This is a genomic window from Streptomyces zagrosensis, from assembly GCF_014203645.1.
Lineage (GTDB): Bacteria > Actinomycetota > Actinomycetes > Streptomycetales > Streptomycetaceae > Streptomyces > Streptomyces zagrosensis.
Genome location: NZ_JACHJL010000002.1, coordinates 156,614 through 177,707, shown reverse-complemented (window position 1 = coordinate 177,707; position 21,094 = coordinate 156,614). Strand labels below are relative to the sequence as shown.

Here is a 21,094-nt window from a genome sequence, read left to right as displayed (position 1 = left end):
GCGGGTCCCCGTGGCCGCGCACCACTTCCAAGCTTCTCCACCTATCGGCGTGTGGGTTGCCTGTCGGCGTGTGGGGGCATTGCGGGTAGTTCCACCGTGATGCGGATGCCGCCGGTGGAGCGCGGGGTGAGGGTGAGTGTTCCGTCGTGTGCGAGGACGATGGTTTTGACGATGGCCAGGCCGAGGCCGACGCCTGCGTGGTCGGCGTGGAGGCGCTCGGTGCCGCGCTGGAACGGCTCGGTGAGTGTGGAGATCAGCTCGGGGGCGAGCTGCTCGCCGGTGTTTTCCACAGTGAGCGCCACGGTTGTGGGGTGCACGCTGGTGTTCACCCACACGGTGCCGTGTGCGGCCAGATTGTGCACGATCGCGTTCTGCACGAGGTTCGTGACCACTTGCAGCAAGAGGGCCTGCGATCCGATCGCGGGGGTGATGTTGCCGTGGGTCTCAATGGTGACACCCCGCTTTTCCGCGAGGGGGAGGAGCGTTTCGGTGGCTTCTTCCGCGATGAGGGACAGATCGACGGGCTCTCGGGTGAACGACCGCTGGTCAGCGCGGCTGAGCAGGAGCAGCGCCTCGGTGAGGTCGATCGCTCGGGTGTTGACGGCGTGGAGCCGGTCGATGATTTCGTTGATGTCGCGGTTCGGATCGGCGCGGGCCACATCGAGGAGTGTTTGCGAGATCGCCAGCGGTGTGCGGAGTTCGTGGGAAGCGTTGGCTGCGAATCTCCGCTGTTCGGCGACGTGCGCTTCGAGCCGTGCAAGCATCGTGTCGAAGGCGTCGGCGAGTTCGCGGAACTCATCGTTGCGGCCCGGTAGTCGGATGCGGTGGGAGAGCGTTCCGTTCGTGGCCATGCGCGTGGCGCTGGTAATCCGGATCAGGGGCGCGAGCATGCGGCCGGCGAGGAGCCATCCTCCCACGAGACCGAAAACCAGCAAGAATGCCAGCACTGCGGCTGCCCTCGGAGCGAAGACATCCAGCAGGGCGGACCTGATGGGAAAAACACCATTTCTCGGCCGATCATCGGGGTTGTAGAGCATCGCTCGGTCGGGGACGTAACGCAGGAGGAACATCCACACCGCCGCGAGCAGCAGGACGCCGGCGAACATGAGGAATCCGGCGTAACTGAGGGTGAGTTTGATGCGAACACTCAACCCGGGCGTCCTATTCACGGTCTTTTTCTTCATGCTCGGCCTCTGGTTGGGTGCCGATGCGGTACCCGGTGCCGGGCACCGTGGTGATGACCCACGGTTCGCCGAGACGCTTGCGCAGTGCCGAGACCGTGATGCGTACGGCGTTGGTGAACGGGTCCGCGTTCTCATCCCACGCCCGCTCCAGAAGTTCTTCGGCGCTCACGACACCGCCTTCGGCACCGACGAGGACTTCGAGTACGGCGAATTGCTTGCGGGTCAGCGCCACGTAGCGGTCGTCCCGATAAACCTCTCTGCGGAAGGGGTCAAGACGCAGACCTAGGATCTCTTGCACAGGCGGCCTGCTGTGTGCGCGTCTGCGGTCGAGCGCTCTGAGCCTGAGCACGAGTTCTCGCAGGTCGAATGGTTTTGTGAGGTAGTCGTCGGCACCGAGTCCGAATCCGGTGGCCTTGTCGTCGAGACGGTCGGCCGCAGTGAGCATGAGAATCGGCATGCCGCTGCCGGAGGCGATGATGCGTTTGGCGATCTCGTCGCCGGAAGGCCCAGGGATATCGCGATCGAGGACGGCGATGTCGTAGGCGTTGATGCTCAGCAGCTCAAGAGCGGTGTCCCCGTCACCCGCGATGTCGGCGGCGATCGCTTCCAGGCGGAGGCCATCGCGGATGGCTTCTGCCATATAGGGCTCGTCCTCGACAATCAGCACACGCATGGTAGTGATGCTACGAGGCGGCGCATATCGTCGGCGTATCGAAAACCACATACGTGCTGGCAACACCATGCTGCCTTGACTGGCAGCATGACCCGAATCCCACCATCAGTACGAATAACGACCCACCGGATTCACCAGCTCCGTGTCGTCGGCCTGATGGTCGTCATAGCAGCGATCACCGCAGCCCTCGGCTACCAGCTGTTGAAGTCCTCGTCCGTCTCATCTGCCTCGACCGTTGCGTCTGCGTCGTTTTCCCCGCACTCCTCGGGTGCCCCGCACACCTCGGTCGCCCCGACCCCCTCGGTCGCACCATCCTCCTCTGCCCCAGCGGCCTTGCGTCCCTCTCACCGAGAGCACCGAGAGCACCGGGAACACCGTGAGTACCAGGGTGCTCACGGTGCGGCTGACGGTGTCGTACCCGACGGCGTGACGGTCTTCGATGACAAGACTCCGGCCGTGGCCAACCTCGATCCAGCCTTACTCAAGGCCGTCCGCCGGGCTGCAACTGGCGCCCATGGCACCGGAGTTGAGTTCCGCGTCAACAGTGGCTGGCGCTCCCCTGCGTACCAAAATCGGCTTCTTCGTGAGGCAATCTCCCGGTACGGGTCCGAAGACGAGGCCGCCCGATGGGTGGCCACCGCGACGACGTCCCCGCACGTATCGGGGGACGCGATCGACGTCGGGGGCTCCGATGCGACGGCGTGGCTGTCCGAACATGGTGCCGAGTACGGGCTGTGCCAGATCTACCGGAACGAACCCTGGCACTACGAACTGCGCACCAAGGCGATCGAGCGCGGTTGCCCGCGGATGTACGCCGACCCCACCCAGGACCCGAGGATGCAGCGGTGACCGGCGGTGCACGTGGGCAGACGGTGGAGCAGGTGGACACGGGGGAGACCGAACAGGGCGGCGCCGACCGCGGCGACACCCGCTCCGGTACCTGGCGTACGCGCATCCTGGGTATCTGGCGTACGCGCATCCGCCGGGGCGGCGGGCTCGGCACCTGGCGTACGCGCATCCGCCGGGTGGTCCGCATCGGCTTCCGGCCGGGGCCCTGGAAGCGCGGCCTGGTACTCGCGACGCTGGCGCTGCTGCTCGGCCTGCTCATGCTGCTGCGCGCGGAGATTCCGAACCGGATCGGGGGCCTCGGCAGCCTGGTGGAGACCTTCCTGCCGTGGTTCGGCCTGTTCATCCCGGTGCTGCTGGCCGGAGCGCTGTGGCGCCGCTCCGCCTCCGCGGTGCTTGCGCTGCTGCTGCCGGTCATGGCGTGGCTGAACCTCTTCGGCGGGCTGCTCATCGACAAGTCCCACCGGGGCGGTGACCTCACCATGGCCAGCCACAACGTCAGTGCAGACAACCCCGACCCGGCCGGCACCGCCCGCGACCTGGCTGCCTCAGGTGTGGACGTGCTGGCACTGGAGGAGCTGACCGAGCAGGCCCGGGGCACGTACGAGGAGGGACTGGCGAGGGCGTACCCGTACCACACGGTGCAGGGCACGGTCGGGCTGTGGAGCAAGTTGCCGCTGTCGGACACCCGGCCGGTTGACGTCGCGATGGGTTCGACCCGGGCGCTACGTACCACGGTGGCCACGAGCCAGGGGCCGCTGGCGGTGTATGCGGCGCACCTGGGGTCCGTGCGGGTGTTTCCCGCGAACGGCTTTTGGACGGCCACGCGGGACGCCGGCGCGCAGGCGCTCGGCAAGGCCATCGCCGCCGAGCGGAACGAGCGAGTGGTGCTGCTCGGCGACCTGAACGGCACCATGGACGACCGCGCGTTCGCCGACCTCGCCTCGCAAATGGACTCGGCCCACAGCACGGCCGGCGACGGCTTCGGCTTCAGCTGGCCGGCGTCCTTTCCGCTGGCGCGGATCGACCAGATCCTGGTCAGGGGCGTGGAGCCAAAGAGCTCGTGGGTGCTGCCGGCAACCGACAGCGATCACCTGCCGGTGGTGGCCGGAATCAGCTGGTGAACACCGCGTGAAGCCGCCGAGACCGTCCCCGCCTCCCGCACCATCTGCTGTCGCGGATCATGGCGCGTACCGGCAACGCCACCTCGAACTCGCCACTGGCCGAACCCCGCCGCTGGCCGAGGTCCCCGCTGGCCGAGATCGCCGAGATAGCCGAGGCCGCCGTAACTCATGGCGTACGCGCCCTAGGCGTCCCCGCAACCACCACGGGCATCGGGTCCCAGGCCCATCGATCGACGCCTCGTGAGGCGTTGGCCCGGAACATATCGTCGGCATATCGAAATCCGCATACGCGCCGGCAACACCGCGCTGCTTTGACTGAAGGCATGTCCCACAGCGAACCAGCACGAACAGCAGCCCAGACCCGGTGGCACCCGGGGCGCAGCAGCGCCCCGACCGCGAACGTCGGCGTGGGGACAGCAGGCCAGTGAGCCGAACCGCGCACCACCGAGGGGCCAAGGCCGCGAGCGCGAGTCTGACCGTTGCGCCGATCAGCGCGGTCGAGCACTTGGCGTTCGTGCGGACACAGCGGTCGGTCAGCTTCCTACAGACCCCGGCATGGGCCAGCGTCAAGACCGAGTGGCGCAGCGAGAGCCTCGGCTGGTTCGACGGTCGGCAACTGGTCGGTGTCGGGCTCGTCCTGCACCGCCCGGTGCCGCGACTGCAACGCTTCACGCTGGCCTACCTGCCCGATGGCCCGATCATCGACTGGACCGGCGAGATCGACGCGTGGCTCGACCCGCTCGCGGCCTATCTCACGGCACACGGCGCGTTCGCGATCCGGCTCGGCCCGCCGGTGTGCACGAACACCTGGAGCGCCGCCCAGGTCAAGGAGGGCATCGCCGATCCGGGCAGCAAGCGGCTCACCGAGATGCCCGGCCAAAGTGCCGACCCGGTTGGTGCCCGCGTAACCAGCCGACTCAGGGCCGCCGGCTGGCTGCCGCAGAGCCCGCAGGACGGCTTCGGGGTCGGGCATCCGCAGTTCAGGTACGAGATTCCGCTGGCCGGCAAAACTGAGGACGACCTGCTCAAGGGCATGAACCAACAATGGCGCCGCAACATCAAGAAGGCAGCCAAGGAGGGAGTCGAGGTCACGGTCGGTACGGACCTGAAGGCGTTCCACGACCTCTACGTCCACACCGCCGAGCGCGACCACTTCACGCCTCGGCCGCTGCGCTACTTCCAGACCATGTTCGCGGCCCTGATGGCCGAGGACCCCGAGCGGATCAAGCTCTACCTGGCCCGCCATCGAGGCGACTTGGTCGCCGCCACCATCATGGTCCGCGTCGGCGCCCATGCGTGGTACTCCTACGGCGCGTCCTCCACCGACAAGCGCGAGGTGCGCGGCTCCAACGCCTGCCAGTGGACGATGATCCGCGACTCGCTGGCGGCCGGCTGTGACGTCTATGACCTGCGCGGCATCACCCCCACCCTCGACGCCGCCGACCCACACGTCGGGCTGATCCAGTTCAAGGTCGGCACCGGCGGCCAGGCGGTGAGGTACGTCGGCGAGTGGGACCTGCCACTACGGCCGATGGTCTACCGGGTCTTCGACCTCTACATGAGGCGGCGTGGGGGATGAGCGAGCTGAGCGAGATGAGCCTGGTGCGCATGATGGACGGCGACCGCCGGCGCGCCCATGTGCGCGAGACCGCCGGCGTGGTGCTCGGCGTGGTGCCGGGCGTGGTGCTCGGCGTGGTGCCGGGCGTAGTGCCCGGCCTGGTGCCGGGCGTAGTGCTCGGCGTGGTGCCGGTCGCCCGAGGCAACAGCTACGGCCTCGGCCTGTGATCTGTGACGTGTGACTTGTGACCTGTGATTCGGGATCTGTCATCTGTCATCTGTGACCTGTGGCGCGGCCGAGCAGGCGCGGCACCGCACCTTCCGATGGGCCGGAGGGCGTAGTGCCGCGCTTTTCGTTGGGTGAGGAGAGGGCGTGGCGCCGCGCTTCCGGCCACGCGGATCTCCTCCGACTTCCCCCGCCGAGCTACGCGAGCACGGCCCGACGGCACCGAGCTACGCGAGCACGGCGGCGACCTCGTCGAGGCGCGCCCCGCGGGATGCCTTGACGAGCACCACATCGCCGGCGGTGACGTGGCCGCGCAGCCAACCGACGGTTGCCTTGTTGTCGGCCAGCACCATCGCACGCGCTCCCGCGCCATCGGCGATCGGCCGGGCGGCCTCGCCGACCGCCACCACCACATCGGCCCGGGCGGCGGCGTACTCCCCGATGGCGTGGTGCCAGGCCGCGCTGTCGTCGCCGAGTTCGAGCATCTCGCCGAGGACGGCGATGCGGCGCCTGCCCTCGATTGCCGCCAGCGCGTCCAAGGCGGCGCGGGTCGAGTCGGGGTTGGCGTTGTAGGAGTCGTTGAGCAGCGTCGCGCCACTGGCGAGGTCGCGCAGCTCCATGCGCCACCGCGACAGCGATGCGGTAGCCAGTGCCGCCGAGGCCATGGTGAGGGGTACGCCGGCCGCCAGCCCCGCCGCCGCGGCAGCCGACGCGTTGAGCGCCTGGTGGGCGCCCACATGCGGCAGCGCGACGGGGGCCGAGGCGTCGGCGGTCCGCAGCGTGAAGGACGGCCGGCCGCGCCGGTCAAGGGCCAGGCCGCACGCCCGCGCGTCGGCGTGCTTCGCCCGGCCGAAGGTCAGCACCGGACCGTTGGTGAGCGAGCGCATCGCGACCACCTGGGGGTCGTCGGCGTTGAGGACGGCGGTGCCGCCGGGCGCCAACCCCTGCACCAGCTCGCCCTTGGTCTTGGCGATGGCCGCGCGCGACCCGAACTCGCCGAGGTGAGCCTGGCCGACGTTGAGGACGACGGCGATGTCGGGCGCGACCAGGCCGGTGAGCTCGGCGATGTCGCCGACGCGGCGGGCTCCCATCTCCAGGACGAGGAACCGGGTGGCCGCGTCGGCGCGCAGCATGGTGAGCGGCACGCCGAGTTCGTTGTTGAGCGAGCCGATCGTGGCGATCGTCGGCCGGGCGCTCGACAGCACGGCCGCCAGCAGGTCCTTGGTGCTGGTCTTGCCTTGGGAGCCGGTCAGCCCGACAACGGTCAGCCCGTCGCGCAGCCGGGCCACGACGTGGGTGGCCAGCGCCTTCAGCGCGGCTTGGGCGTCCTTGACGACGACGGTGGGCAACGGCGTGGGCCGGGAGCCGAGCACGGCCACCGCGCCGGCCCGGCCGGCTTGGCCGGCGTAGTGATGGCCGTCAACGTGCTCGCCGGCAAAGGCGACGAAGAGGCCGCCCGGCTCGGCCTGCCGGCCGTCGAGCACGGCCGGCGCGGTCACCAGCACGGTGCCGTCACCCTCAACCGTCCCGCCGGTGACCGCGGCGATCTCCCCGAGACTGAGCGGAATCATGACCGGGCGTCGCCGGGGCCGACGAGCGGAAGCGTGCCGGCAAGACAGAGGATGGCGGAGGTCGGTTCGCTGTAGATCATGCCTCCAGTCAAGGTGGCGTGACGTTGCCGGTACGTATGCGCTTTTCGATACGCCGGCGATATGCGACCGGTGTGTAGCTTCGAGGTCGTACGCGTGGTGATCGCCGCGGACCGAGGCGAGGGCCGAAAGCCGAGGATCGCGGGCGGCGGGCCTCGGGCGGCGGGCGGCGCGGGCCCGGTGGCCACGCCGGCTCTCGCCCGGGGTGATCACGAGAGGGCTGTTACGGGGCCCTCACCAACGCAGCGGCCATCGGTTCGGACGGCAGGCATCGCGCACAGCAGATGCGAACTGACCGCAGGCTTTACGGATGCGCGAGGACCCCAGCGCGATCAACGCAGACACCCTCTACATTACCGGACGGTAATATATCGTCGGCGTATCGAAAACTACATACGTGCCGGCAACACCATGCTGCCTTGACTAGAGGTATGACCTACAGCGAACCAGCTCGAACGGCGGCCCGCCGCACCCGATCGCCGGTCACCTCAACCGTCTCGGCAGCCCCGGCAACGGGAATCACCATTTATGGATGCGGGCAGGGCGAGGCCACTTTGTTTCGGGAGCTGGCACCCCGTTTCGGGGTGCTACCGACTATTACGGAGGAGGCGGTATCCGAAGCCAACGTTGAACTGGCTTTCGGAAACCGATGCATCACCGTAAGCCATAAAACCCGGATAGCAAACTCCACTCTTCTTGCCCTCGGTCAAGCCGGCGTCACGTATATCTCCACAAGGAGCATCGGCTACAACCATATCGATGTGGAGTACGCGAAAAGCGTCGGTATCACCGTCGAGAACAGCGCCTATTCGCCCGACAGTGTGGCCGACTACACGTTGATGCTCATGCTGATGGCGGTACGGAACGCAAAAACCACCGTCTGCCGCGCAGCCATGCACGATTACAGGTTGAGCGATGTGCGTGGGAAAGAACTACGCGACCTGACCATTGGTGTCATCGGAACGGGACGCATCGGTGCAGCAGTCGTGGACAGGTTGCGGGGTTTCGGCTGTCACATACTGGCCCATGACAACCATCCCGAAATCGCCGCCGATTACGTTCCGCTCGATGATTTGTTGCAGCTGAGCGACATCGTCACGCTCCATACACCGCTTGCCGCGGATACGCACCATCTCCTCAATCACCGACGCATCGAGCAGCTGAAGCACGGCGCGTACATCATCAATACCGGACGCGGCCCGCTAATCGACACCGAGGCCCTTGTTCCGGCATTGGAAAGCGGGAGGTTGGGCGGTGCGGCGCTGGATGTTCTTGAGGGAGAGGAAGGAATATTCTACGCCGACTACAGAAACAAGCCCATCGAAAACAAGGCATTGGTGCGGCTACAGAATCTGCCGAACGTGCTCATCAGTCCGCACACCGCCTATTACACCGACCACGCCCTGAGCGACATGGTCGAAAACTCCATCTCCAACTGTCTCACATTCGAAAGCAGGAACCAGCATGGCTAGGTTGAAGGTCGGAATCATCTTCGGAGGTTGCTCCGAAGAACACCCCGTCTCCGTCAAGTCTGCGCAACAGGTCGCGCGAAATCTCGACATGGAGAAGTACGAACCGTTCTATATCGGCATCACGAAGAGCGGTGCTTGGAGGCTCTGTGACGGGCCTGACGCGGACTGGGAGAACGGCAGCTGCCGGCCGGCTGTGCTGTCACCGGACAGGAGCGTCCGCGGGTTGCTCGTACTGGAGAAGGGACGGTACGAAACGATCAGTTTGGACATCGTGTTGCCCGTTCTGCACGGCACACTCGGCGAGGACGGCGCCATTCAGGGCCTGCTGGAGCTCTCCAGCATCCCCTACGTCGGCTGCGATATCCAAAGCTCTGCGCTGTGTATGGACAAATCCCTTGCCTACATCATCGCCAGAAATGCGGGAATCGCCACGCCGGAGTTCTGGACCGTCATGACGGACGAGAACATCGATCCCGACCGGCTCACCTATCCCGTCTTCGTGAAGCCGGCCCGTTCGGGCTCATCGTTCGGCGTCAGCAAGGTATCCCGGAAAGAGGAACTGCTGAGCGCGGTGGACACTGCGCGACAGTATGACTCGAAGGTGCTGATTGAAGAGGCTGTCGTCGGCAGTGAGATCGGTTGCGCCATCTTGGGAAACGATCCAGACCTGGCAGTGGGCGAGGTGGATCAGATCGCTCTCTCGCACGGCTTCTTCAAAATCCATCAGGAGAGTAACCCGGAAAGCGGCTCCGACAACTCAACGGTCATCGTTCCCGCCGACATCCCGGCAGCGTCGCGATCACACGTCCAGGAGACAGCAAAGGCCGTATACCGCGCATTGGGGTGCAGGGGTCTTTCGCGAGTGGACATGTTCCTCAAGGACGATGGAGAGGTAGTCCTCAACGAGGTCAACACGCTGCCTGGCATGACCTCGTACAGCCGGTATCCGAGGATGATGGCAGCCGCAGACGTGCCGTTCTCCGAAGTGATCGACCGGATGGTTTCTTTGGCATTGACGGGGAAAAGCCAATGAAAGACAAATTCGTCTACGTGGACGAGCTTGTACCCGGAATACGTTGGGACGCCAAGTACGCCACCTGGGACAACTTCACCGGCAAACCGGTGGACGGGTACCTGGCGAATCGAATCGTCGGCACGAGGGCTCTGTGCGCAGCTCTGGAAAGAGCACAAGAAAAGGCCGAACCTCTCGGCTTCGGCCTGCTTATTTGGGACGGTTACCGCCCTCAACGCGCCGTAGACTGCTTTCTGCGCTGGTCACAACAGCCAGAGGACGGCCGGACGAAGCTGCGGCACTACCCGAACATCGACAGAGCCGAGATGTTCGACCTGGGATACGTGGCCGCCAAGTCGGGCCACAGCCGCGGCAGCACCGTTGACCTGACGCTGTACCACCTGGCTACGGGTGAACTAGCTCCCATGGGCGGTGGCCATGACCTGATGGATTCGATCTCACACCATGGAGCAACAGGGATCACGCAAGCAGAAGCGGCAAACCGTCAACATCTGTGCTCCATCATGGATGCCTGCGGTTTCAGCTCTTACGCTTGCGAGTGGTGGCATTACACACTGAAAGCCGAACCTTATCCAGACACCTATTTCGACTTTCCCATCACATAGCTAAGCCGGCCAAGATACGAAGCTGGCGCGGGAAGCACGGATAGCAGCTCTCCGCAGTGGACGCGGTCACCGCGGACATCACCGAGGGCGCGCTGACCTCACGGGCCCCTCAGCGTGGGCACCCTCGACACCGCGCTGCGCTGCACCATCGGCTTGCCGCGAGAACGACGGCTGTGGCGGCCCCGCCACCGACATCCCATTCGTACAAGAAGAGTCGGCAGCCACCTACCTCGATCTGTCCGTCACCGAGGTGGTGACCCGCTGCTGTGTGCCGGCGCTGAGCCCCCCTCCCGGAGCTGACACCGGTGCCCTCCACCGTGGCCAAGCACGTCGTTCCCCCATGGCGTTGAAGCGCGGATGAGCCATCTCGCCACGGTCGTCCTCGGCGCGCGTTCCCTCCTCCGAGGGAGTGCTTCGGGGCCCACCGTCCGCGGCCGGGGCAAGCCTCGCCTGCACAGTCGCATGGGCGGACGGACACGCGTTGCTCCTCCTAAGAACATCAGTTGGCTTGCAGGACGGGGGCGAAGTGCTCCACGCTCACCGAGCGGCTGGCTGCGATTAGATCCACGTCGCCGGCCCCGCCTCGCGCCCAGCGGTGTGAAGACCGAGTACCCCCCGCCCCACGACCTGGCTTCCAACCGCTCGGCGTCTTCGTGACAACGACGTACTTCAGCGGACCGTCCGTGCGGACGGTAGTGAAGAACGGAGTGCTCGCCGTCCACCGCGATCACCTCGGATTGTGGAACAATGCGGCCACGCTGCTGTCCCTGGGCGACGTGAACGGTTCGGGCCAAGGCGACCGACGTCACCGCGAGCGGCGTCGGAACACGTACGAATAGGCGGGGACGCCCGGGCAGTTGCGTCTGCCGGAACCGATCAAGAAACTGCGCTTGCCCATCACAGCACGGCGGGTACGCAGTGACATCAGGCGTCAGCCCAATTCATAACGGGGGGCATTTCGGTGCCTCAAGTGGTGCGCAAGTGGCGTGAGGGGCACGGAGAGGTCTAGACAATGAACAACCCAGGCCGCTGACCTGGGGGTTCATCATGGATCGGGTGACGAGAATCGAACTCGCGCTCTGAGCTTGGGAACTAGCGGGGCTTGGACTGGTGCAATCGCCCTGACCTGCATGTTTGTCCGGTCCGGGTGAGGTCGGCGAGGTCTCTGGGAGCCGTACTTGACCGCGGCTGTCCACTCCGAAGGGCACGGATGGGGCACGGCGACCGAGGGGCGATCAGTCCCTCTCGCGAACCGCAATCTGTCACGCAGCCGGCATCGTCGGGCCATCAATCCTCGTGCGGGGACTCGAGCTCGTGAAGTCGTTCCCCGATGTCGTCGGCCCAGGCCTGTGCCCACTGACGCAGCCCGGCGATCGCTTCCTCGCCGAGTCCGTACGCGGCGAATTCCGTGTCGTCGATCCAGTCGGCTCCGCCCAGCCGAGCTTGGAGCTCGCTGAGATCGAAGGAGTCCCGGGCATGGCGCCGGCCGAGCTCTTCGAGTTCGACGGGGTTCCAACGGCCCGTGGCGGCCCGCACGTCGATCAGGTCCCTGGCGAGTCCGCGGTCGGCCAGGGCGCGGACCTTGGTCCCGACGACATCTTCAAGCGACAGCACCAGGCCGTGTTCGGTGTGTACGGGTGGCCGCCAGAGTGCTTCCTTGAGGATGTCGACCTCGCACTCTTCATGGCTGGTGGGGTCGGTGACGATCAGACGTGCGGACAGCGGGTCTGTCTCCAGGGCTTCCACGTGCCATCCGCGCCGCTCCAGTCCGGTGCGCACCACAGCCGCGATGTCTTCCATGGGATCCGGGTTCTCCGTCGCGACATCGAGGTCCTGGCTGAGCCGGTCGACCAGGCCGTGCGCCTGGACGGCGTAGCCGCCAGTGAGCGCGAGGGGGTAGGTGCCACCTACGGCAAGGACGTCTGCAAGCAAGCGGCGGTGCAGGTCCGTGAGGTTCACGCAGCGGCCCGGGCGCTGGCGGCCAGCTCGCCGAAGGCGTTCTCCCAGACCTCGCGGAGGTCAGGGCTGATCAGTGTGCGCAGTGTGGGCCACAGGCCGACCAGAAGGTCCTGGTCGAGGTACTGAACCAAGTCGTCGTGCCGGCCCTCGGCCAGCACGATCCGGTAGTAGCTCATCCGTAGCCGGGGCCGGTCGAGGTCGAACGTGGTCAACCCCGACCAGGCAAGGTGGAGCGGCAGGTGTACCGGGCCGTGCTTGGGACCGGCAAGCTCGGAGAGCGTTGCGGGCAGGCGCCGGACGAACTTGGCACGACGGAGGTCGGAGAGACGAGGCTGTGATGCCATGCATCGATTATCCAGGGCGAGCCGACGATGAGCCGCTCGGACCGCAGACATCACTCCTGCGAGCAGGACACCGGCCCGTTGCCCCCGTCGCCGAATAGTCCGCCTCAGAACTCCGGCAACACGAACACTCCTTATGTGTCGACCGTTCCTGCTTCCTGAGAGCCGCCTAGAAATGCCCGAGGTGGCCCTGGTGTCTTGCCGAGATCTGGCGGCCGAATCTGATGCGGTCAAGCAGGCGTTGCTCCTATCCACCTTTCTCCGCAGTAACCTTCGACGTCACCTGAACTGGTGGGTGGAGAAGGGCTCGAAGGGTCTGCCACCCAAACCGGGGCCACCCTCAAGGACGCGATGATCCACCAGCGATCCGTCCTTGAGCGGCAACAGGAGCCAGCCGGCGGCGTGGACGACCTCCTGCGCGCCGCCCGTGCGAAGGCCAAGGACAAGCCTCCTGGTGCGGATCCGGTGCGCGACGCCTGAAGTGGTCCAGGCAACAAACAAGGCCCGGGTCGATGACCTGGGCCTTCGTGGTGGAGCAGGTGACGAGAATCGAACTCACGCTCTGAGCTTGGGAGTCAGCGGTTCTTGGGCCGCAGGAGGGGCCCTGAACTGCGCTTTTGTGTTGGTCGGGATGGATGGTCGCGGTCTGTGGAAGCCGTACCTGACCGCAGTTGTCCGCTCTGCTGGGCACGGAGGGGGCACGAGGGCCGAAAGCGCAACGGGGCCAGCCAAGGCGAGTGCTCCGGATGGGCCGACGGGTCAAAGGGGGATGATGCGGACCTGGTTGCCACAGAGCTTGGTCATGTCGTCGCCGTCGGAGGTCAGGAGGGCGACGGGTTTCGGCTGACGTAGGGCGACCTCGGCGACAGTGGCATCGATGGCGTACTTGTGCCCGTGCAGCCCGGCGCCCTTGAGCAGTTCCGCTGCCGCTTTCGCCGCATGTTCGGTGACCGGCTCCACCTTGACACGGGACAGAGCCCAGTTCAGGCGAGGCATGTTGGTACGGGAGTGGCTGACTTCCACGATGGTGTTGGCCCCGATCACCAGGTCGGCTCCCATGTCGTGGAAGACCTGAAGCATCGCGAGAAGCTTGCGGTCCTGCGCGATCCAGGCGGAGAGCCCCTCCGAGTCCAGGACGACACTCTCGATGCGCTCACTCACGCGGCATCCGCGCTCTTAGCGGAGCCATCGCCGCCGAAGATCTTCGAGCGGGCCTCGGCGAGCTCCTCATCGCTGAACGGGCCGTGTTCCTCCTCGTGCCGGCGCAGGTCGTCGCCCAGAAGCTGATGCCGGATTTGGCGGGCTACCGCTTCCGCCACGTAGCCGGAGACGTTGTCCGTGAGCTTGCGGAGCTCTGCCACCTGGTCGCTGGGGAGCGTGACGGTGATGCGAGTCGTTGAGGACATGAGCTAAGCATACTGGAGTATGCATATGTCGGCTCGGGCTATTGGCCCCGGCCTTGGCGACCGCGACCACATGCTGCGGGTGCAGACAAGGGGCGGTCGCTCCCCGGCTGTCCACGGCGGGGTGAGGCTCGAGGCCGGTGCTGCTGGGGGCAGGCGAAAGGCCCCGGTCATCGACCAGGGCCTTCATCAAAGAGCGGGTGACGAGAATCGAACTCGCGCTCTGAGCTTGGGAAGCTCATGTTCTACCATTAAACTACACCCGCGCAGCGTGGCTGATCATGGCCTCGCGTCGCCCATACTCTACCTCATCTCAGACCCCCGACGCATAGGTCGTGGGGTCTTTGTGCTGTTCGGGGTGTGGGGCGTGGGTGTTGGAGGTGGGGTTAGGGAGAGGGGTGGGATGTGGATGAGGGTGGCGGGAGTTGGGGCGTACGGTGGGATGCGGGGTGCCGCGTGGAGGGGTGCCCGGACTATCCCCTAATGTGGCTTTTGTTGTTCACATAGCTGGGGAAGGGGACCGATGGAGCGCACCGTCGTCCGTTGTGCCGAAGGGCATGTATTCAGCACCGCTTCGTTCCCGATGCAGAACCTGACTGCCGATCGCCTTGGGCCCGGACGCTTGTTGCGCTGTCCGCGGTGTGCCCGGCTGCGGCATGCGGTGCCTGTGGTGCTGGAGAAGCGGTAGCTCACGTGCGGCGAGAGCCCGGCCCGTTGGGTCGGGCTCTTGGCGTTTGGTTATCCGCGTATCCTCGTGGCGTGCTTCTCTCTGACAAGGACATCCGAGCCGAGATCGAATCCGGCAGGGTGCGGATCGACCCGTACGACGACCAGATGGTGCAACCGTCGAGCATCGACGTGCGCCTAGACCGCTACTTTCGGGTGTTTGAGAATCACCGTTACCCCCACATCGATCCCGCCGTCGAACAGCACGACCTGACGCGCGAGGTGGTGCCGCAGGGGGATGAGGCGTTCATTCTGCATCCCGGTGAATTTGTGCTCGCCTCCACGTATGAGGTCGTGAGCCTGCCTGATGATCTGGCCTCGCGGCTGGAGGGGAAGTCGAGCCTGGGACGGCTGGGGCTGCTGACGCATTCGACCGCTGGGTTCATCGACCCCGGGTTTTCTGGGCATGTGACGCTTGAGCTGTCGAATGTAGCGACGCTGCCGATAAAGCTGTGGCCCGGGATGAAGATTGGTCAACTGTGTTTGTTCCGGCTGACCTCGCCCACTGAGCATCCGTATGGCTCCGCGCGGTATGGGTCGCGCTATCAGGGGCAGCGCGGGCCGACCGCGTCGCGTTCTTTTGTGAATTTCCACCGTACGCAGGTCTGAACTGGGCTGCGGGCACGGGAGAGTGTGGCGCCGGGCGCGGGGCTGTCGGCCCCGGGTACGAGTGCGGGTGTACGAGAGTCAGCGGGGCTGAGTGAGATGAGTGCGGTGCGGGAGAATCTGACATACGACGTGTTCGGGCGGGCCGTTCGCGAGTTGGCGCAGACGATCGCCGACGATGGATACGAGCCGGACATAGTCCTCTCCATCGCGCGCGGCGGTGTGTTCGTCGCGGGCGGGCTCGCCTATGCGTTGGACTGCAAGAATATCCATCTGGTCAATGTCGAGTTCTATACCGGAGTCGGAACGACTCTGGAGATGCCGGTCATGCTCGCGCCCGTCCCCAATGTCATTGACTTCTCTGACAAGAAGATCCTCATTGCGGACGATGTCGCCGACACCGGGAGGACGCTCAAGCTCGTGCACGACTTCTGTCTCGGCACGGTCGCCGAGGTACGCAGCGCGGTGATTTACGAGAAGTCGCAGTCGTTGGTGAAGTGCGAGTACGTCTGGAAGCGTACGGACGAGTGGATCAACTTCCCCTGGTCCGTCGAGCCGCCCGTGGTGCGTCGTGAGGGCCAGATTCGCGACTCTTGAGACGTGCGAACTTTTGAGTCGCTCGTGTTCGTGTGTGGTCGTGCGCGTTGTCTGTGCTGTTTGGGTGTGTGCGGCGCGTGGCGTGTAGCGGGTGGTGCTTGGCGTGTGACGTGCGGATGGCTTCGGCTACGGCTGAGGGCCCGGAACCTTTCGGTTCCGGGCCCTTCGTTCGTCGCGGCCGGTGTTGCGTCCGGCGCCGGTCGGCCGTGCCGGCCCCGGCGCCCCGGGGCGGCACCGCCCATGGTTCGTGCCGTCTTCGGTTCGTACGGCCTTCGGGCCTACAGCGTGCCCAGCTTGATGATCGACAGGAGGGCGATGAGCTGGATGGCGCTGGCGCCCAGTGCCTTGGGCCACGGCAGGTCGTGTGACTTGCTCACCATCGAGGTGAACAGTGCGCCCGCCGCGACCCACGTTACCCAGCCGAGGAGTTGCACGAGCGAGCTGTCGCCGCCCAGGAACATCGCGAAGAGTAGGCGGGGTGCGTCCGTGAGCGAGGTGATCAGCATCGACAGGCCGATGGTTGGCGCCCAGGCGCCGTCGCCGCCGAGTTGGCGGGCGAGGGTGTGGGTGACCGCGCCCAGGATGAGGCCGCTGAGCATGACCGCGACCGCCGTGCTCAGCATCCACGGGATGCTGTTGGTCAGCGACACGCTGAGGACCTCGTCGCGCGCCTTGTCGAGGCCGAACACCGCGAGCAGCCCGTAGATGAAGGTCACGATCAGCGCCGTGGGCCACATCGGGTGGTCACGCATCTGCCAGAACGTCGGGCCGGGGCGCAGCACGATGCCGCGCAGCAGGTCCTTCCAGTGCAGTCGGGGCCCGGTGGGCGGGGCGGGGGTCTGGCCGGCGCGGTAGGTGTTGGTGTGGTCGGCGTCGTACCCGTCGTCGCCGTAACCGCCGCCCTGCGGCCCGTACGAAGGGTCATCGCCGAGGCTGAACTGCTGGGTGTGGCCAGGGTTGTCGTTCGGGTCGTACGGGGGCTGGCCGCCGCCGTAGCCCGGGTAGCCGCTGTGCCCGGCCTGGCCGCCACCGGGGCCGTAACGCGGGTCGTGGCCGCCGGGCCCGTGCTGGCCAGGCTGACCGTGCTGGCCGGGTTGGCCGCCGCCGGGTCCGTAGTACGGGTCGTGGCCGCCGTCGCCGAAATACTCCGGTTCGTCGTTCGGGTGCCCTGGCGTCGGGTGCGGCCACTGGACGCGGCTCGCGCTGGGGCCGTGCGGCCCCGGGCCCTGCCCTTGGCCTCGGCCGTAGGGCGGGCCGCCGTAGGGAGCCGGACCGCCGCCGGCCTGGCCGTACGGCGGGGGGCCGCCCTGCTGCCCATACGGAGGGGGCGCCTGCTGCGGGCCGGGACGCCCGGCTTGTCCGCCGGCCCCCTGGCGCCCACCGGGCCCGCTGGGGCCGGGGGGCCCGGGGTGCTGTCCCCGCTGCCCCTGCTGCCCCTGTTGTCCCTGCTGCCCTGAGCGGGAGCCGCGTCCGCGTCCGATCCTGAATCCAGCCACGATTCGAACGTACCTGGTCTCGCCAAACTCGGTGACGGGCCCAGGGGAACAGGCCGGGCATTGCGGCCGAGCTGTGACATCCCTTAAGGGAACCCCGGGGGGATAGCCCCCCGTTGACCTTGGTGTTCTACGTACCGAGCGGCGGCTTACGGCGGCCTAGCGAGCCTAGCGAGCCTAGCGAGACGTGCGGGGCCAGGCGCGGGCGCGGGGCCGGGCGCCGGCGTGTGCGAGTTACGGGGGCGTGTGGGGGCGGCGGGGTGCTCGCAGGCGCGGGCCGGGCGCGGTGCGCAGGCAGGGCGCGCAGGCGTGCACCGTACGCCCCTAGCCGCCTCACCCCGCCCCGCCCGCTAGGCCCCACCGGCACCACCGGGCCCGCCCCAGCGTCGGCACCACCGGCACCACCCCGCCCGCCCCACCGAACCCACCCCACCGAACCCACCCCACCCACCCCACCCACACCACCAGGCCCGCCCCGCCCGCCACCCGCCTTACGCGTTACCCGGCACGTATCACTCGTCGATCGTCGCGCCGAAGGCCGCGTCCGCGCTGGGGGCGTTGAGGGAGCCGCCGCCGTACGTCCAGGAACCGGCCGACGTCAGACCGCCCGCGTTGGCCGAGAGGACCCAGACCACGCCGTCGCCCGTGTTCTCGCCGGGGGCCGCGGCTAGCAGGCCGAACTTGCCGTCCTTGTTGGGGTCGATCAGGCGCACCTGCCCGCCGAACGCGTCCGCCTTCTCCGCATCTCCCGGCACGTTCACGCTGTTTTGGTCGTACGAGACCGACTTCGTCGCGGTGAGCCCCTGCGCCGAGCCGCGCAGCAGCCAGACCGCGCCCGCGTCCGGCACCGTGCCGATGTCCTCGCCGGAGGCGCCGATGGCCAGGTCGGCGTACCCGTCACCGTTGGTATCGCCGAGCGAGAGATCGCTGCCCCAGCCGTCGCCTTGTTCGGCGACGCCGGCGACGCCCGGCGAGTCCTGGGTCCACCACTGCGGCGGACTGCCGACCGTGCCCTCCTGGCCGACCGGCCCTTCCTCGCTGCCGAGGTACACCCCGACCAGGCCGCCGGTCATCGTCTCGCCGCCGTCGTCAGGGCTGTGCGGTTCGCTGGTGACCAGGTCGTCGTACGAGTCGCCGTTGATGTCACCGGAGGCGGCGACCGGGCCGCCGCGCAGATCGCGCTGATAGACCAGCCCATCGGCCTGCCCGGCGAGCAGCGTGGACCAACCGTGTCCCGGCTCCTCGCCCGTACTGGTGCCGGATATCACGAGGTCCGCGTAACCGTTGCGGTCGTAGTCGCCGGTCGTCAGCGACGAGGGTGCGATGTTCTTGCCCTCGTCGGCCAGCGCCGACTTCTCCAAACCGCGCGGGGCCGCCGCCCGCTGCTGTGCGCCGGAGGCCCACCAGGAGACCTCAAGATCGTCCCGGTCCAGGATGGCGAGCACGTCACCCGGCGTGTCGCTGGTGAACCGCGCGGCGGCGACGCCGATGCCGTACGTCTCCTTCGCGGTCGGCTCCTGGGACTCAAGCCACGAGGAATCGCGGCCGGTCAGACCGCTCTTCGAGCCCCAAAGGACGGTGACGCCGCCCGCATCGGCGACAGTGCCGATGTCCTCGTTCGGGATGCCGATGACGGCGTCATCGAAGCCGTCCGAATCCAGGTCGCCGGTGGCCAGCGCCTGACCGAACGCGTCACCCGGCTCCGGCGAGCCGGGCACGCCCGGCGTGGACTGGTCGATGATCGTCCGGTGGGAGGTGTTGATGCCCTTGGCCGACCCGTACTGCACGGCGACATAGCCCGCGTCCCGGTCGCCCCCAACGGTCGCCTTCGGCGCCGCGAGCAGCGCGTCTTCATAGCCGTCACCGTTGAAGTCGCAGTTTCTGTCGTTGGCGGCGGTGCCACCGGGAGTGCCGGCGTGGGCGGCGGGCGCTAGCGCGATCGCTGCGCCGGCCATGAGCAGGAACGAGGCCGCAGTCACAGCGGCGGAACGGTTTTTACGCACAGTACGGCTCCTAGCGCGAGGAAATCCTGACGAGTGCGGGGGTGTACCGGAAGGCGGGCCCGTTCCCTTGCCGATGTGTGTTGGACGGCGGATGGGGCGAAAGGGTTGTACGGGGTGGTGACGGACGTCCGAATCCCCGCCACCTTGCCCCGTCGCTATACCCGTCACCATGCCGGCAACATGCCCGTCATCAGGCCCACTCAGCGGACCACCGGGGCGCGCCAACTCCCCTGCCAAGCCGTGGTGTTACGCGACCGGCGCTCTCCGAGGGGCACTACCTGGCTCGTGTCCCTTACCGCAGTTCCCTGACTGAAGTGCCGTAGCGAAGATGTCGCCTAAAACCCATCCATCGTGTGGGGTGCCAACTCGGTGTGCAGGGCAGCGTCGAGTGTCGCCGCCGCGCCCGCCGTGTGCTCGGTGACCAGGCTGGCCCGTACCAACTCGCGTACGGGCGTATCGCCCAGGTAGCAGGCGGCTAGTTCGCGTACGTCCATGCTCAGATCGGCGGGTGCGTCAGTCGGCTCGTACGCGCACCCGTCCGGCGCTGCGGTCAGTCGGAAGTGGCCTGCGTTGGCGGGAAGTTGGCCATCGCGTATGTCAAGTACGACATCGACGTCGGCGGCCCAGGTACGGGCGCGCAGCGCGGCGGGTACGTCAATGAGGCGTACCCGCAGTGAGGGCACCACACCCGTGACTCGGACCTGGTCCCGATCGGCGCAGAAGTGCAGCAGCGGGTCGTCGAACGGGCGGCCCCACGCGGTGACCTTCTGGGTGAGGTCGATGGAGGCGAGATAGCGCCACAGGGCCGCCGCGACAGCTGGAGTGTCTGCCTCCAGTTCGTCCAGGCGTACGAGGCCGGGCCCGTCGTTGTCCTTCTTAGTGCGGTAGATGACGTAGCCGGCGAGCGGCTCGCCCAGCGCGACGATGCGGGGCGGGCTCATGCTGGCGTCCTCTTCGTCCTTCTCGACCAGCCACTCCTCCCGCCACCACGCCTCCGTACGGGCCATCCGGCCACCGCGCTCGGCACGAGTGCGCTCGTAGTACGGGCCGAGCAGCGCGGGCGCATCGGCGGCGGCAACCAACCGCAGGGGCCGACCGTCAGGCTCGATCCGCAGCGCCAGCGGCCGGGACGAGTCGATCTCCACGGTGAACCCGCGGGTGCTGGTGCCGAAGCCGAAGCGGCCGTAGATCGCGTCCTCGGAGGCCCACAGGCAAGCCAGCGGCACATTGGCCTCGCCAAGCCTGCGGTACAACTCGGCGATCATGCCGGCCAGCGCGCCCCTACGTCGGTGGGTGGGGGCCACGCTGACGAACGTGAGGCCGGGGGCCGGCAGCTCCCCGCCCGGCAGGGAGAGCGTGAAGTCGTACGTGGCCATGAGGCCCACCAGCCGGTCACCGTCGTACGCGCCCACGCGCGCGCACTCGCGCAGGGTGTCGTAGTGGTGCTTGCGCTTGGCGTCGTCTTCGGGGGTGGTGTGGAAGGCGAGGTAGGCGAGGGCCAGAGCCTCGTCGAGCCGGGTCTCGGGTACCTCTCCGAATCGCAGGACGGAGTCGTGTTCCATATTCCGGACACTAGTTCTGAAAGGTCGTTCGAGCA

Annotated in this window: 21 protein-coding genes and 1 tRNA gene; 11 read left to right on the top strand and 11 right to left on the bottom strand. The window is 67.1% G+C overall.

Annotated elements, in window-relative coordinates:
• Positions 1–41: 41 nt before the first annotated feature.
• On the bottom strand, positions 42–1,151 hold the full coding sequence (locus tag FHS42_RS04435; RefSeq protein ID WP_281392690.1) for a sensor histidine kinase: 1,110 nt from the start codon (positions 1,149–1,151) through the stop codon (positions 42–44).
• Between the two features lie 10 nt (positions 1,152–1,161).
• Positions 1,162–1,857 (bottom strand): response regulator transcription factor, encoded by a 696-nt coding sequence (locus FHS42_RS04430; RefSeq protein ID WP_184569203.1) that lies wholly within the window; start codon positions 1,855–1,857, stop codon positions 1,162–1,164.
• An 87-nt stretch (positions 1,858–1,944) separates the two neighbouring features.
• Here FHS42_RS04430 and FHS42_RS04425 point away from each other — a divergent pair, with 87 nt between their 5' ends.
• From FHS42_RS04425 to FHS42_RS04410, 4 genes are all read left to right on the top strand, one after another.
• Positions 1,945–2,706 carry a M15 family metallopeptidase gene (locus FHS42_RS04425; protein WP_184569202.1) on the top strand — a complete coding sequence of 254 codons (762 nt, stop codon included), beginning with the start codon at positions 1,945–1,947 and terminating at the stop codon, positions 2,704–2,706.
• A gap of 176 nt (positions 2,707–2,882) precedes the next feature.
• Entirely contained in the window at positions 2,883–3,827 is a 945-nt protein-coding gene (locus FHS42_RS04420; RefSeq protein WP_312866755.1) for an endonuclease/exonuclease/phosphatase family protein, read from the top strand.
• 424 nt (positions 3,828–4,251) lie between these two features.
• Positions 4,252–5,406 (top strand): lipid II:glycine glycyltransferase FemX, encoded by a 1,155-nt coding sequence (locus FHS42_RS04415; RefSeq protein WP_312866719.1) that lies wholly within the window; start codon positions 4,252–4,254, stop codon positions 5,404–5,406.
• Positions 5,403–5,612 carry a hypothetical protein gene (locus FHS42_RS04410; RefSeq protein WP_184569200.1) on the top strand — a complete coding sequence of 70 codons (210 nt, stop codon included), beginning with the start codon at positions 5,403–5,405 and terminating at the stop codon, positions 5,610–5,612. Before FHS42_RS04415 ends, FHS42_RS04410 begins: the two co-directional genes overlap by 4 nt.
• A gap of 225 nt (positions 5,613–5,837) precedes the next feature.
• Here the strand turns inward: FHS42_RS04410 and FHS42_RS04405 are convergent, their stop codons facing one another.
• Positions 5,838–7,181 carry a UDP-N-acetylmuramoyl-tripeptide--D-alanyl-D-alanine ligase gene (locus FHS42_RS04405; RefSeq protein WP_184569199.1) on the bottom strand — a complete coding sequence of 448 codons (1,344 nt, stop codon included), beginning with the start codon at positions 7,179–7,181 and terminating at the stop codon, positions 5,838–5,840.
• Positions 7,182–7,690: 509 nt separating this feature from the next.
• On the opposite strand from FHS42_RS04405, the gene vanH reads away from it, so the two are divergent.
• From vanH to FHS42_RS04385, 4 genes are all read left to right on the top strand, one after another.
• Positions 7,691–8,731 (top strand): D-lactate dehydrogenase VanH, encoded by a 1,041-nt coding sequence (gene vanH / locus FHS42_RS04400; RefSeq protein ID WP_184569198.1) that lies wholly within the window; start codon positions 7,691–7,693, stop codon positions 8,729–8,731.
• A complete protein-coding gene (gene vanA-Sc, locus FHS42_RS04395) occupies positions 8,724–9,764 on the top strand; it encodes a D-alanine--(R)-lactate ligase VanA-Sc (protein ID WP_184569197.1) in 1,041 nt (346 codons plus the stop codon). The genes vanH and vanA-Sc overlap by 8 nt, the downstream gene beginning before the upstream one ends.
• Positions 9,761–10,369 carry a D-Ala-D-Ala dipeptidase VanX gene (vanX, locus tag FHS42_RS04390; protein ID WP_184569196.1) on the top strand — a complete coding sequence of 203 codons (609 nt, stop codon included), beginning with the start codon at positions 9,761–9,763 and terminating at the stop codon, positions 10,367–10,369. Before vanA-Sc ends, vanX begins: the two co-directional genes overlap by 4 nt.
• 683 nt (positions 10,370–11,052) lie before the next feature.
• Positions 11,053–11,208, top strand: coding sequence for a hypothetical protein (locus tag FHS42_RS04385; RefSeq protein WP_184569195.1), 156 nt, complete (start codon positions 11,053–11,055; stop codon positions 11,206–11,208).
• A 448-nt stretch (positions 11,209–11,656) separates the two neighbouring features.
• On the opposite strand, the gene FHS42_RS04380 is transcribed toward FHS42_RS04385, so the two are convergent.
• Positions 11,657–12,328, bottom strand: coding sequence for a nucleotidyl transferase AbiEii/AbiGii toxin family protein (locus FHS42_RS04380; RefSeq protein WP_184569194.1), 672 nt, complete (start codon positions 12,326–12,328; stop codon positions 11,657–11,659).
• Positions 12,325–12,672 (bottom strand): transcriptional regulator, encoded by a 348-nt coding sequence (locus FHS42_RS04375; protein WP_184569193.1) that lies wholly within the window; start codon positions 12,670–12,672, stop codon positions 12,325–12,327. Before FHS42_RS04375 ends, FHS42_RS04380 begins: the two co-directional genes overlap by 4 nt.
• Before the next feature lie 288 nt (positions 12,673–12,960).
• Between FHS42_RS04375 and FHS42_RS04370 the strand changes: the two genes are divergently transcribed.
• On the top strand, positions 12,961–13,149 hold the full coding sequence (locus tag FHS42_RS04370; RefSeq protein WP_184569192.1) for a hypothetical protein: 189 nt from the start codon (positions 12,961–12,963) through the stop codon (positions 13,147–13,149).
• Between the two features lie 279 nt (positions 13,150–13,428).
• On the opposite strand, the gene FHS42_RS04365 is transcribed toward FHS42_RS04370, so the two are convergent.
• From FHS42_RS04365 to FHS42_RS04355, 3 genes are all read right to left on the bottom strand, one after another.
• Positions 13,429–13,830, bottom strand: a complete 402-nt coding sequence (locus FHS42_RS04365) for a DNA-binding protein (protein ID WP_184569191.1) — start codon at positions 13,828–13,830, stop codon at positions 13,429–13,431.
• Positions 13,827–14,075, bottom strand: a complete 249-nt coding sequence (locus FHS42_RS04360; RefSeq protein ID WP_184569190.1) for a type II toxin-antitoxin system CcdA family antitoxin — start codon at positions 14,073–14,075, stop codon at positions 13,827–13,829. The genes FHS42_RS04365 and FHS42_RS04360 overlap by 4 nt, the downstream gene beginning before the upstream one ends.
• A gap of 192 nt (positions 14,076–14,267) precedes the next feature.
• A tRNA-Gly gene (locus FHS42_RS04355) sits at positions 14,268–14,338 on the bottom strand.
• 493 nt (positions 14,339–14,831) lie between these two features.
• On the opposite strand from FHS42_RS04355, the gene dcd reads away from it, so the two are divergent.
• Complete coding sequence (dcd, locus tag FHS42_RS04350; RefSeq protein ID WP_184569189.1) at positions 14,832–15,407, top strand: dCTP deaminase; 576 nt, start codon at positions 14,832–14,834, stop codon at positions 15,405–15,407.
• Between the two features lie 96 nt (positions 15,408–15,503).
• A complete protein-coding gene (locus FHS42_RS04345; RefSeq protein WP_184569188.1) occupies positions 15,504–16,001 on the top strand; it encodes a phosphoribosyltransferase in 498 nt (165 codons plus the stop codon).
• 278 nt (positions 16,002–16,279) lie between these two features.
• On the opposite strand, the gene FHS42_RS04340 is transcribed toward FHS42_RS04345, so the two are convergent.
• The 3 genes from FHS42_RS04340 to FHS42_RS04330 form a co-directional block, all read right to left on the bottom strand.
• A complete protein-coding gene (locus tag FHS42_RS04340) occupies positions 16,280–17,500 on the bottom strand; it encodes a Yip1 family protein (RefSeq protein WP_376772534.1) in 1,221 nt (406 codons plus the stop codon).
• 506 nt (positions 17,501–18,006) lie between these two features.
• The gene (locus tag FHS42_RS04335) at positions 18,007–19,497 is read right to left on the bottom strand and encodes an FG-GAP repeat protein (RefSeq protein ID WP_184569186.1); all 1,491 of its coding nucleotides are present in this window, start codon (positions 19,495–19,497) and stop codon (positions 18,007–18,009) included.
• A 335-nt stretch (positions 19,498–19,832) separates the two neighbouring features.
• Positions 19,833–21,059: a GNAT family N-acetyltransferase gene (locus FHS42_RS04330; protein ID WP_184569185.1), complete on the bottom strand. Its 1,227-nt coding sequence runs from the start codon at positions 21,057–21,059 to the stop codon at positions 19,833–19,835.
• Positions 21,060–21,094 lie beyond the last annotated feature (35 nt).

Excerpts from the sequence above, each read along its gene's own strand:
- FHS42_RS04425 (WP_184569202.1), top strand. The coding sequence starts at position 1,945 with ATGACCCGAATCCCACCATCAGTACGAATAACGACCCACCGGATTCAC.
- FHS42_RS04360 (WP_184569190.1), bottom strand. The coding sequence starts at position 14,075 with ATGTCCTCAACGACTCGCATCACCGTCACGCTCCCCAGCGACCAGGTG.
- vanA-Sc (WP_184569197.1), top strand. The coding sequence starts at position 8,724 with ATGGCTAGGTTGAAGGTCGGAATCATCTTCGGAGGTTGCTCCGAAGAA.
- FHS42_RS04410 (WP_184569200.1), top strand. The coding sequence starts at position 5,403 with ATGAGCGAGCTGAGCGAGATGAGCCTGGTGCGCATGATGGACGGCGAC.
- FHS42_RS04345 (WP_184569188.1), top strand. The coding sequence starts at position 15,504 with ATGAGTGCGGTGCGGGAGAATCTGACATACGACGTGTTCGGGCGGGCC.
- FHS42_RS04330 (WP_184569185.1), bottom strand. The coding sequence starts at position 21,059 with ATGGAACACGACTCCGTCCTGCGATTCGGAGAGGTACCCGAGACCCGG.
- FHS42_RS04430 (WP_184569203.1), bottom strand. The coding sequence starts at position 1,857 with ATGCGTGTGCTGATTGTCGAGGACGAGCCCTATATGGCAGAAGCCATC.
- FHS42_RS04405 (WP_184569199.1), bottom strand. The coding sequence starts at position 7,181 with ATGATTCCGCTCAGTCTCGGGGAGATCGCCGCGGTCACCGGCGGGACG.
- FHS42_RS04375 (WP_184569193.1), bottom strand. The coding sequence starts at position 12,672 with ATGGCATCACAGCCTCGTCTCTCCGACCTCCGTCGTGCCAAGTTCGTC.
- vanH (WP_184569198.1), top strand. The coding sequence starts at position 7,691 with ATGACCTACAGCGAACCAGCTCGAACGGCGGCCCGCCGCACCCGATCG.
- vanX (WP_184569196.1), top strand. The coding sequence starts at position 9,761 with ATGAAAGACAAATTCGTCTACGTGGACGAGCTTGTACCCGGAATACGT.